The 11,954-nt window shown below is 41.8% G+C and carries 11 protein-coding genes; all 11 read left to right on the top strand.

The window, feature by feature from the left end; all coding sequences use genetic code 11:
- Positions 1–69 precede the first annotated feature (69 nt).
- The 11 genes from fliB (at position 70) to JNE38_RS28330 (ending at position 11,715) form a co-directional block, all read left to right on the top strand.
- A complete protein-coding gene (gene fliB, locus JNE38_RS28380; RefSeq protein ID WP_203354374.1) occupies positions 70–1,299 on the top strand; it encodes a flagellin lysine-N-methylase in 1,230 nt (409 codons plus the stop codon).
- Positions 1,300–1,524: 225 nt separating this feature from the next.
- A complete protein-coding gene (locus tag JNE38_RS28375; RefSeq protein WP_203354373.1) occupies positions 1,525–1,896 on the top strand; it encodes a DUF8042 domain-containing protein in 372 nt (123 codons plus the stop codon).
- A 199-nt stretch (positions 1,897–2,095) separates the two neighbouring features.
- Positions 2,096–5,779 carry a hypothetical protein gene (locus tag JNE38_RS28370; protein ID WP_203354372.1) on the top strand — a complete coding sequence of 1,228 codons (3,684 nt, stop codon included), beginning with the start codon at positions 2,096–2,098 and terminating at the stop codon, positions 5,777–5,779.
- Positions 5,776–6,072: an EscU/YscU/HrcU family type III secretion system export apparatus switch protein gene (locus JNE38_RS28365; protein ID WP_203354371.1), complete on the top strand. Its 297-nt coding sequence runs from the start codon at positions 5,776–5,778 to the stop codon at positions 6,070–6,072. Before JNE38_RS28370 ends, JNE38_RS28365 begins: the two co-directional genes overlap by 4 nt.
- 58 nt (positions 6,073–6,130) lie before the next feature.
- Positions 6,131–6,580, top strand: a complete 450-nt coding sequence (fliS, locus tag JNE38_RS28360; RefSeq protein WP_203354370.1) for a flagellar export chaperone FliS — start codon at positions 6,131–6,133, stop codon at positions 6,578–6,580.
- Positions 6,581–6,607: 27 nt separating this feature from the next.
- Positions 6,608–8,416 carry a flagellin N-terminal helical domain-containing protein gene (locus JNE38_RS28355; protein WP_203354369.1) on the top strand — a complete coding sequence of 603 codons (1,809 nt, stop codon included), beginning with the start codon at positions 6,608–6,610 and terminating at the stop codon, positions 8,414–8,416.
- An 87-nt stretch (positions 8,417–8,503) separates the two neighbouring features.
- The gene (locus JNE38_RS28350) at positions 8,504–8,941 is read left to right on the top strand and encodes a YaaR family protein (RefSeq protein WP_275296734.1); all 438 of its coding nucleotides are present in this window, start codon (positions 8,504–8,506) and stop codon (positions 8,939–8,941) included.
- Positions 8,942–9,030: 89 nt separating this feature from the next.
- On the top strand, positions 9,031–9,378 hold the full coding sequence (flaG, locus tag JNE38_RS28345) for a flagellar protein FlaG (RefSeq protein ID WP_203354367.1): 348 nt from the start codon (positions 9,031–9,033) through the stop codon (positions 9,376–9,378).
- 12 nt (positions 9,379–9,390) lie between these two features.
- Positions 9,391–10,926 (top strand): flagellar hook-associated protein 2, encoded by a 1,536-nt coding sequence (locus JNE38_RS28340; RefSeq protein WP_203354366.1) that lies wholly within the window; start codon positions 9,391–9,393, stop codon positions 10,924–10,926.
- Positions 10,927–10,946: 20 nt separating this feature from the next.
- Positions 10,947–11,327, top strand: a complete 381-nt coding sequence (fliS, locus tag JNE38_RS28335; protein ID WP_203354365.1) for a flagellar export chaperone FliS — start codon at positions 10,947–10,949, stop codon at positions 11,325–11,327.
- Positions 11,328–11,331: 4 nt separating this feature from the next.
- The gene (locus JNE38_RS28330) at positions 11,332–11,715 is read left to right on the top strand and encodes a flagellar protein FliT (RefSeq protein WP_203354364.1); all 384 of its coding nucleotides are present in this window, start codon (positions 11,332–11,334) and stop codon (positions 11,713–11,715) included.
- The last annotated feature ends 239 nt before the right edge of the window (positions 11,716–11,954 follow it).

The following is an 11,954-nucleotide window of genomic DNA, read 5'->3' as shown; positions in this document are numbered from 1 at the left end:
AGAGAAAACGGAACCAATCCATCCATTTTCTCTTTGGAAAGAATACACTACTTCAAAGGAGATTACTTCATGACAATCAAAATGGTTGATACGCTAATTCCTGAATACATGAAAGAATTTTCTTGCATCGGTTCTGCTTGCGAAGACACTTGCTGTTCAGGATGGAGAGTGGATATTGATGAAGTAACCTATAAAAAGTACAAAAGGGTAGACAACCTTGAAATGAAAGCTGCGCTAGAAAAAAATGTTATTCGAAATCGTTCTAATCCAACGTCGAGTAACGTGGCAAAAATGAAAATGAGACATTTGAAATGCTCCTTTTTAGATAATGAAGGATTATGTAGTATCCAATTAAAGTTAGGAGAAGATTATCTAAGCAATACTTGCACTGTATACCCACGAAGAATTAACAAAGTGAATGGAATGCTTGAACGTTCTCTGACAGTATCTTGCCCAGAAGCAACTAGATTGGTATTGCTAAAACCAGACGGAATTAAGTTTGAGCAGAACCAAGAAGTCGCACCTAGCAGAAACCTTACAAGTGTAACGATTGATACTCCTGAAAAAGTATCGCATTGGAAAGATTTTTTTAACGAATATCGTTATGTGACTATTTCTATTTTGCAAAATCGAAAACATTCGCTTGAAGATCGTTTGTTAATTTTAGGTATGTTGTATAACGAACTGGAAGAATATTTACAAGATAATAAAATAGAGCAGATACCTAGCTTATTAGGTAGATACCTTGATTGTGTAGAGGATGAAACATTTATTGGAGAATTTAACAATATACCTAACCGATTAGAAATAAAACTACGGTTATGCAGGGAACTTGTTGTATTACGATTAACAGAAGGCATAACTTCTGCAAGATTTTTAGAGTGTTCAAGAGACATGATATCTGGACTCAAAATTGAGGCGAATCTTTCAGAAGATGAAATTAATAAAAATTACGAATATTCTTTCGGAAAATTCTATAGTCCATTTATCAAAAATCATGAGTATATGCTTGAAAATTACTTGGTAAATTACGTATTTAAAAATTGTTTTCCAATTGATTGTGATTCCCCATTTGAAAGTTATGCTCGTATGGTTGTGCTCTACTCTTTAATTAAGCTTCATCTGATTGGTATGGCAAATCATTATGAGGGACTATCTTCTGATCATGTTATTAAATTGATTCAATCTCTATCAAAAACTTTTGAACATAATGGACAGGTATTTGAAAAATTAATGAATTTATTAAAAGAGAATAAGTTCATCACGTTGACGTATATGTCCATCTTAATCAAAAACTAGTACTGTAGTATTTAGATGGAGTGAATAGATAAAAACGATAAGAACTGGGGACAATAAAAATTCATTTTCATAAGTTAGTAACTATCGAGACAGCGAATCTCGGCAGTTATTTTTTTTGTTTTATTTAACTAATCACCGTATTAAATTCTGAAAGTAAAATGAGTTTTACCCTATGCTAAAGGTTCTTGCATGATAAAAACCATTAAGGTATAAAGGGGCTATTTAATGGAAAAATATATTGATTCCATGAGGCGTACTATTGAGTTAGCGGAAACAGGAGAAGAAGCTTTAGTACATATTAAGGTTCAATTGCTAGAGGGTTACTTTGAACAATCGCGTGAATTATTTAGCGATATTCTTGATGCTTTTTTCCAGATGGAAAAATCAATAGCTCTGTATATGGATATTATTCCATCCTGCCAACTTGAAGTAATATCTAACGACTTAAAGAGCGGAATGGAGCAAATCGTCTATACATATGAAGCGAACGGTAAGCGGGATAAGATATTAAATCTTTTGGATACAGAAGTTATGCCGCGCTATCGAATATGGCACGAAGAGTTACAACACTGTTTATATCCAATTATTCTTTCGTAATAGTTGATGTTCAAATAAGAAACAATACAGACCTTGGATATCTGAATCTTTCTTTTGTGTGAAGTAATCGAGGTTAATTCAAGACGATCAGTAGTGAAGCGTCAAAAGTTATCTAGTCATATAAACTCCCTGTCCATTTCTGACGATAAAAAGATAGATACTTAATTACGGTTCTTCATCCTTTAGGGAGTGATGATAGATGAGAGTCAACCAATCTACCTCTACAAGTCAAGCCATAACGACTGATCTGCCTGTCGAATTAAAAGAGGGTGAAGTTTATTCTGTCAAAATCAAAGAGAAGGTCTCCGAAAAAGAAGCGATAGTTCATATCCGAGGGAAGGATGTTCACATTCAATTTGAAGGGAAGGTTCCATCTGCTGAAAGGGCGACAGTTCAGATAACTGAGAATAGGGGACAGTTGCCGCAAGTGAGGACGGTTTCCGTTGATCAGGGGAGTGGAACGGGTGAACACGACGTTTCTACTATTTTGCGTAGTATGGGTACGAACCCCACACCCGAGTTAAAACAAGCGACCAAGATACTGATAGATAAGGGTATCCCTCTTAGTAAAGAGGCGATCCGAGATGTAAAAGAGTTTTTGGAAAAGGGATTAGGTAATTTGCAGCAAAAGCTGGTAACGATTCACGCAATCGCCAATAAAAAGCTAGATGTGTCAACTACCCAGCTTCGATCCATCCATGAGGCACTTCATGGACCGACTCTATCAAGCGTATTATCCAGCATGGAAAAAATCATAGATCCTTCTCATTCGAAAGGCCTTGATGCAAGTCTCCAAACTAACACCAGAAGTATGAGTACGATTGTGAGAGTCGAACCGAACCTGGAGAAAGCGATAAAGCAAATCCGTGAGCAGCTGAGTAATAACTCAAAGATAGATCCGGAAATCGCAGCGAAGATAGAAAAAGCACTAAATGAGGCACAGAAGCTGCAGCAAATGGGGCAGGAACGGGTCGGTAGAGAGCATCTGTATCAGTCGTTGACAAAAATAGAAGAAGCACTAAACACAACAACGCTGCCAAAAGAATCAATGGGTCAGGCACGAGATACGGCAAGTAAGGCAAGTCTAACGCAGAGTGCAATAGGTAAGACGCAAGAAGCTTTGAATCAGGCAAAGGAAACAGTAAAACGAGAGCCAAGCCTGGAGAAGGCGATCCAGCAAATCCGTGAGCAGCTGAGCAATAACTCAAAGATGGAGCCGGAAATCGCAGCAAGGATAGAAAAAGCGCTAAATGAGGCACAGAAGTTGCAACAAATGGGGCATGAACGGGCCGGAAGAGAGCATCTGTCTCGATCGTTGACGAAAATAGAAGAAGCACTAAACACAACGCAGCCAAAAGAATCAACAGGTCAGGCACGAGATACGGCAAGTACGGCAAGTCAAACACAGAGTGAAATAGGTAAGACACAAGAAGCTTTGAACCAAGCAAAGGAAACAGTAAAACGAGAGCCAAGCCTGGAGAAGGCGATCCAGCAAATCCGTGAGCAGCTGAGCAATAATTCAAAGATAGAGCCGGAAATCGCAGCAAAGATAGAAAAAGCGCTAAATGAGGCGCAGAAGCTTCAGCAAATGGGGCATGAACGGGCCGGAAGAGAGCATTTGTCTCAATCGTTGACGAAAATAGAAGAAGCACTAGATACAGCGCAGCCAAAAGAATCAGCAGGTCAGGTTCGAGATACGGCAAGTAAGGCAAGTCTAACGCAGAGTGCAATAGGTAAGACGCAAGAAGCTTTGAACCAAGCAAAGGAAATAGTAAAACGAGAGCCAAGCCTGGAGAAGGCGATCCAGCAAATCCGTGAGCAGCTGAGCAATAACTCAAAGATAGAGCCGGAAATCGTAGCAAAGATAGAAAAAGCACTAAATGAGGCGCAGAAGCTCCAGCAAATGGGGCATGAACGGGCCGGAAGAGAGCATCTGTCTCAATCGTTGACGAAAATAGAAGAAGCACTAGACACAACGCAGCCAAAAGAATCAACAGGTCAGGCACGAGATACGGCAAGTACGGCAAGTCATGCACAGAGTGAAATAGGTAAGACACAAGAAGCCTTGAGCCAGGCAAAGGAAACAGTGAGGCGGGAGCCGAGCCTGGAGAAGGCAATCCAGCAAATCCGTGAGCAGCTCGGTAACAACCCCAAAATCATGCCGGAAATCGCAGGGAAAATAGAAAAAGCGCTATTAGATGCCCAGCAATTGCAGCAAGCGGGACAGGATAGAGCAGCCCGTGTGCTCTTAATGCAAGCTTTAGACCAAGCAACAGGAGAATTAAATGGGATCCCAAGCCAAGGACAGCCTACGACGGTCGTTGGCTCACAGCAACCCAATCTGCATAGCCCAATCGTAAATGTAACAAACCCTGCTTCAATGGAGCCATCCCTTCTACAAAACGTAGAGGAGCTATTGCAAAGCCTAATAAACATGGTGCAAGAGGAACCTTCCCTAGAACGCGTTTTACAGCAATTCCAAGAGCTGATCGCCAATCATCCAAACGCAAACTCGGCAGCTGTTTCCAGAGTCGAAAAGTCGCTCGCACAAGCAGTTTCCTTGCAGCAGATGGGATGGGAACAGGTCGGACGAGAACAAGTAGTGAAAACCATCGATCAAGTGGGCCCAGACCTTGTTGCCGATCTTACAGTCGATGAGACGATTGATCACATAAGGAACGGACAGCAGCAATACGACGCCAATATTGATTTGCAGATGGGGGCTTTGCTTGCGACCAAGGATCTGGTTGTGACGGAAATTACCGCAAAACTGAGCCAAGCAGCCAGTCATTTTCAATCGGTGAAAAGGGAAGTAACGAGGAACCTTGATAACATCATTCAGGTCGCCCAATCAAATAAGGGAAATATCACGTCAGCTGTAAAGCCATTATTGGAGTCAACTATTGACCTGTTGGATAAAGCCATTTTAAAAAGCGAGATCACCATGTTAACCGACATGGAGACAGAGAAACAGATCATGAAAGCAAGCAGCCAGTTGGCGGAAGCGCGAAGGCTTCTGACAAAAGGTGAGAACACTCAAGCAATGGCAATCATGAATGATGTCAAATCAAAATTGGATTCGCTGCAATGGAAGCCATCCAATGTAAGGATTCAACACTTTATGACATCGGAGAGCATCTTTTCTGACGAAGTACCGTCCGTTCACAAGCTGTCTGATCAAGTCGCGCAAATTGCGCATCAGCATCAGAGTCATGAACCGTCTGCTCGCAACACGTTTGAGTTTTTCCGTTCTTTGGGACTGAACTACGAGAGTGAAGTTGCACAATCGCTTTCCTCCGTGCAACAAAATGGAAATGACGACCTTCACAAAAATTTGAAGGCTGCTCTTTTACAGCTTGCACAAACAGAAGGCGCGCAATCCTCACTTTCGAATCAAAATCAGCAGGTAGAGAAGGCCCTCAACAATTTGACAGGTCAGCAGTTATTGAGTAAGTCGGAGTCCGGGTCGAATCTGCAAAACATGTTTTTTCAATTGCCCGTTATGTTGGGGGGAAGCTTGGAAAGCGCCAAGCTGTATGTGAACTCGAAAAATGAGGGGCAAAAAGTTGATTGGGAGAATTGCAGTCTGTACTTTTTGATCGAGACGAAAAAAATGGGGCAAACAGGGATTTATATTTCAGCTGTAGATCGAAACCTATCCATTACGGTCAAAAATAACCAACCAAATATCAAGGAAAAAGTAGATCCAGTTATATCCAAATGCAAGGATAAATTGAAAGAGATTGGATATAACATCTCTGGTGTCACTTTTACGAAGCTAACGGAAGAAGCAAAAACTAGTCAGCAACGACAACAAGCACAACCTTCTGCTCAGACGACTCGACCGAACACCATTGCGAAAGGGCTGGATTTTAAAATATGAACCGCAAATGGTTTAACCCAAAACAAAAAAAGGCAGTTAACGGCCCCGTAGCTGCCGTCCTTCGCTACGATCAGGAAACGGATAATGTACCTAAAGTAATTGCACAAGGTCGAGGCCACATTGCCGACAAAATTATCAGCATGGCAAAAGAGAATGACATTCCGATTCAAGAAGACTCGTTACTTGTAGAAAATCTGATAGATATGGATTTAGGAGACAACATTCCTCCGCAGTTATATTCGGTAGTTGCTGAAGTCCTATTGTTGCTAGAAGAAATGGAAAAAAGTAATTAAAGATGAGGCGCAAATACCCGATAAATAAATAACAGGGAATAATCTGGAGGTGAATATTGTGACGGAAGTCCTAACAGAACAGTTGGTGCATCAAAAGTCACCCCAAGAACTTACGAAACTATTATATACAGCATTGATAGAGAAACTAGAAAGTTCATCGAAAGCTATCAAACAAAAGAATTATTTAGAGGCAAACCAACTCTTGCAAAACTGCAATGACATTCTTTATCGGCTGGGAGCGGGGATCAATTACGAAGCCGGAATTGTCGCAGATCAGCTGGAAGCCATCTATAACTACATGGCAGATCGGATTATTGAAGCGAATATGAATAAAAGCATCGCTCCGATAGACGAGGTTCTTTCTCTCATAAAGATAGTTGCTGACGCATGGAATACTGCCCTTGCTAGGGGTGTTGATAAACCAGAAAAAGTCATGTTAAAGAAGAAAGCATCCGCTTATGACCAAGATTTTTACTATGACCAAGGTACCTTAGACCAAAAAGAATAATTTTACATAAAGGGAGAATTAAAAACCATGAGAATTAACCATAATATTCAAGCCTTGAATGCTTATCGCAATTTGTCCCAAAATCAAGGAACCGTATCCAAGCATTTGGAAAAGCTGTCGTCTGGTCTGCGCATCAATCGTGCTGCCGATGATGCGGCAGGTCTTGCCATCTCGGAAAAAATGCGTTCGCAAATCAGGGGCTTGGCGATGGCGGAAAGAAATACGATGGACGGTATCTCCTTGATTCAAACGGGTGAAGGTGCTCTCGGGACATCCCATGAGATTTTGCAACGTATGAGAGAACTAGCTGTTCAAGCAGCAAATGGAACGCTGGCGGATCAAGACCGATCGGCCATTCAGAATGAAATCGACCAATTGACTTTTGAGCTTGATCGTATCGCAAGAACGACACAATTTAACGGAAAAGACCTGTTGAGCGGTTCGGTAGATGGAAAAGCATTTGCATCCACTGGCTCGCCTGAAATTGCATTCACACCTCCTGGAACCTGGCAGGGAACTGTAGCTGCTGATCCTACTGCCAAAGCATCTGTTGAGCTGGATTTGGGCTTTGATCTTGGTAATTTAAGCGAGGATGGCGCAGATGGTTTAACATTTACCATTAACGGAAAAACATACGAACTTGACGTTTTTGGCGCAACTAATGCTGGGGTAATTACTACGGGTAATATTGCAGTACACATACCATCATGGAATGCAGCTGGGGATGATGCTGCAGCACAAGCCAATGTGGACAGCATTTTAGACGAATTGAAAGCTGCTATCATGGCAAATGATAAGACTTTTGATAGTGCTGCAAGCCAAATTACTTATGTGGATAACTCTGTCTCAGATACTGATTTCGAGGCGAACGGAAAACTCGTTTTAACAACAGCGAAAACGATGTCTCCTAAAGATGCTGATCTGATTACTGTCGGTACATCTGTAGCACCAGGAGCCGGTGTCAACTTTTATGAACCGGGTACCACTACAGCAGCTAGCGCACTAAAAGGAAAGCCGGATGCTTCCGGTTCAAAATCAGTTTCAATTAGCTTTGCGGATGTTCCAAAGGCTGGTGACGAGCTCAAAATTGATAACCTGGTAATCACTTTTGGAACGCCAGCTGTGCCTTATAATTCTGTGAGCAATACAGCTACGATTGATGTAACAGGCAAAACTCCAACTGATATTTTAAAAGAAGTAAATCAACTTTTAGTCGATATTTCTGCGGTCCCGGCAGATAAGGCAGCTTCTCTACCGGCATTAACATCCTCCAACATCTCGGGAAATAATCTAGTATTAACAACTGACAAAACCGATGATGGAATCGGTAATGGCTTGGAGATCAGAATTACTGACGCTGACTTTGCATCGACAGCAGGTCAAAACTTGACTTTGGACATGCAGATCGGTGCAAACGCTAATGAAAGCATGAAGATCGATATCAGTGTGATGGATACGGCTGCCCTCGGGTTAGCGAGAGACGCGGATCATAAGACCGTAATTGGCACTCCGGGTGTCGATGCCGTTTCTGGTATTGATGTGAGTTCTTCGCAGCAAGCCGCGAGAGACGCAATCACAGCTATCGACGCTGCCATCAAATTGGTATCCGAAGAGCGCTCCAAGCTTGGTGCTTACCAAAACAGAATGGAGCACACGATTACAAACTTGACCACAGCGAATGAAAACCTGACGGCTGCTGAGTCTCGTATTCGCGATGCTGATATGGCTATGGAGATGACTAACTTTACTAAGAATAATATTATAAACCAGGCGGCTACAGCTATGCTTGCCCAGGCGAATCAGTTGCCACAAGGCATCCTTCAACTGTTAAAATAATTAGGATAAAAGGAGATAAGTATATGTCTACGCTTATCTCCTTTTTTCTCTGATGTGATCTAGGTGTGTGGAAAGGCGAGGATGACCTTGGAAGTTAGCAAAATTGGCAAACTGTCTCGAGAAGTGACGAAACCGAAGCAAGAAGTGGCAACTGATAAAGTTATTTTTACTGAGTTGATGAATAAAGGCAGAGAACAGATGGATACGGAAAGGCTTCATAAAAAAATACAAGAAATTGAGGAGCAGGGGAAGATTCTTGCAGAGTCCCGTACCGTAGGGGATTTGCGAAAGTATAAATCTTTGGTGAAAAGCTTCATGGAGGATGCTGTTAAGCACGGTCTTGCATTGGAGGAACGTCAAGGGTTTAATCGGCGGGGACGATCCCGAATCTATAAAATTGTAAAAGAAGTAGATAAGCAATTGCTGGATCTTACAGATGGCATGTTAAAGAAACAGGAACCTGGGTTGCGCATCCTTGAACGAATCGGTGAAATCAAGGGCTTACTGATCAATATCTTCGCTTAAGGATTCCTTACTTAAGGAGAAGGCTAAAATTTTCCATGGCCTAATCCGATATAGACAGTAAGGACTCATGTCGATAAGGAGGAGTAAGCATGGAGATTCGACTTCCTAACCAGGCTGGAGCGGTCATAAAGTCAACTGGCTTGGAAAACCAAGGAACAGGACCGAAAGCAATTGAAGGTCCTGTTGAAACAAATGACGCGGAAAAAAAGAACTCGCCCGAAGAATTGGAAAAGGCGATCGCAGGATTGAACAAGTGGATGCAGACAGAGAGTACCCATCTCCAGTTTCGCATGCACGAAAAAATGAAAGAATATTATGTAGAAGTTGTCAATGACGTTACGAATGAAGTGATACGGCAAATTCCTTCCAAAAAAATTCTCGACATCAGCGCGAAAATGCAGGAAATGATCGGATTGTTGGTGGATGAAAAACGATAGGGGGAAAGAGGCATGCGAATAAGTGGTTTGGCTTCTGGTATGGATACAGAATCAATGATCAAGGATTTAATGAAATCTCGGCGTGTTCCGCTTAACAAGCTGCTGCAAAAAAAGCAGACGGAAGAGTGGAAGCGTGACAGCTTTCGGGAAATGAATACATTGTTGTTGGATCTGCGAAATAAGGCTTTCGATATGAAACTTCAAGGAACATATTCAAAATATAAGGTGACATCTTCCAATGAGGCAGTGGTTAGTGCCCGTTCTACAGGCAGTACCGCTAGCTCTTCTGCTCAATTTACCGTAGATAAATTGGCTGAAGCCTCCAGAGCAACAAGTGACAAGCTCTCAAATAGTGCTGCAAACAAGAAAATAGATCCTAATGCCATTCTGGCTGATGAGATTACTGCTGGGAACTTTGCAAACTCAAGCCTTGGAACAAAAGCTGCAGACGGTACATATTCTTTTTCACTCACGGTATTTCAACCGGATGGAACAATGGGAAAACCAACGAGTTTTTCATTTGACCCTACGAAAGAATCGCTCAATGACGTTCTGAAAAAAGTGAATGGCTCCGGTCTAGGAGTTACAATGTTTTATGATGCCGCGTCTGACCAGATTTCCATGTCCACGAACCATACGGGGAATAATACAGCGGGTAGTGGCAATGAGATTGAAGTGGCTGGAGATTTTTTAACCCAGGCTTTGGCACTTAAGAATGCAAATACAGGTGTTAATGCACAATTTACCATTAACGGTTTGAAAACCGAGCGCACGTCTAATATTTTTACGATCAATGGTATGGAATATACATTAAAATCAACAGGAAACGCTACAATTTCTTCTACACAAGACGTCGATAGCATTTTCGATACAATCAAGGGTTTTGTCGACAAATACAATGAGATCATTGCGAAGATGAATACCGAGGTTAAAGAAAAACGATATCGCGATTTCGGACCACTTTTGGATGAGGAAAAAGAGGGGATGTCGGAAAAGCAAATCGAAATGTGGGAAGCTAAAGCAAAAAGCGGTCTCCTACGTTCTGATCCCATACTAACCGCAGCTTTAAGCGGGATGCGTGCAGCTTTTTCCTCTGTTGTTTCTGGTGTGTCTGATTCTAAGTTTGACACGCTAAGTGAGATCGGGATTAACACATTGGAGTATTCTGAGAACGGAAAGCTGCATATTGATGAAAAAAAATTACGTGAGGCCATCACTCAAAACGGCAGTAAAGTAGTCGAATTGTTCACGAAAACCGATCCAGACGGCAAATTCAGTGGAAGCGGAATTGCTCAACGTCTTTATGATCAGCTAAAAGTATCTATGGACAAAATCACAGAAAAAGCGGGCAGTAGTGCTTCTTTAGTAGATAAAAGTTTTATTGGAAAGAGCATAGATCAAATCGATAAAGATATCGATAAATGGGAAGAACGTTTAAAAGATATCGAGAGCCGTTACTATAAACAGTTTACGGCAATGGAACAGGCTATCTCAAAAGCCAATTCGCAAAGCGGATGGCTCATGCAACAATTCGGCGGAGGACAGTGAAATAAAAGGAGCTGGATGGAATGGCCTATCAACAACCTGCCCAAGCCTATCAAACTAATTCAATTACAACCGCTACTCCAGGTGAGCTAACCCTGATGCTATACAACGGTGCACTAAAGTTTATCAAGCAGACAAAAGCGGCGATTGAAATAAAGAAGTGGGATAAGGCGAATGAATACAACATCAAGGCTCAGGACATCTTTTCAGAATTACTTATTACTCTGGATCGCCAATATCCCGTAGCGCAACAAATGGTCTTGTTGTATGAGTACATACAACAACGCTTGATTGAAGCAAATATTAAGAAAGACGTTGCGATTCTGGATGAAGTGGAAGGCTTCGTAGTGGAGTTTCGTGATACTTGGAAGCAAGCCATGATACTGGCGAAGACACAGGGTTAGATAAATGGCAAATATGAGGGAGAATTCAATAGAGGCATTGGAGTTACTGTTTCAGCAGTTACTGCATCATACCAGAGAATTGGCGCAGTCTGTGGTGAAGGAGGAGGCAGATCCTGATCATTGGAATGAACTATTGGAAAAGCGCGAACTGGTGAAAGAGAAAATGGAAGCAGAGATGAGCAAGGGCGCTGTATTTCGTGAAGAATGGAAACAGCAGTATCTACAGCCTATTTTGCAAATCGATCAACGCACCATTCCTATGATGGAAGACAGAAAAGAGCAGCTTTCCGAAAAATTAAACCAAATTCAGCGCGGAAAAACAATTAATCAACAGTATCGAGGCTATAGTTCGGCTGCTTATGGTGCTTTTTTCGATACGAAAAAGTAATCAAATAAGATGTTTTACTTACTTTCTCATAATCCTTGGAAAGGGCTACCCAGATACGGGAGCCTGTCAATTGTGTTTGAAATGCCAATTAACTATTTGCAAATAGATAACGAAACCCTGTTCGTCTGCCACGAGAAAAGGCCAACCAGAAATTTCTGGCTGGCTAAATAATTAAAGTAACCTTCAACAAGATACAGGATAAGGTTAAAGTTACGATTTTCGGCGAAGAATCCATTTCT

The organism is Brevibacillus choshinensis (assembly GCF_016811915.1).
In the GTDB taxonomy this organism is placed as follows: Bacteria; Bacillota; Bacilli; order Brevibacillales; family Brevibacillaceae; genus Brevibacillus; species Brevibacillus choshinensis_A.
The sequence above is the reverse complement of the archived record's forward strand: the minus strand, read 5'-3'. Positions and strand labels throughout refer to the sequence as shown.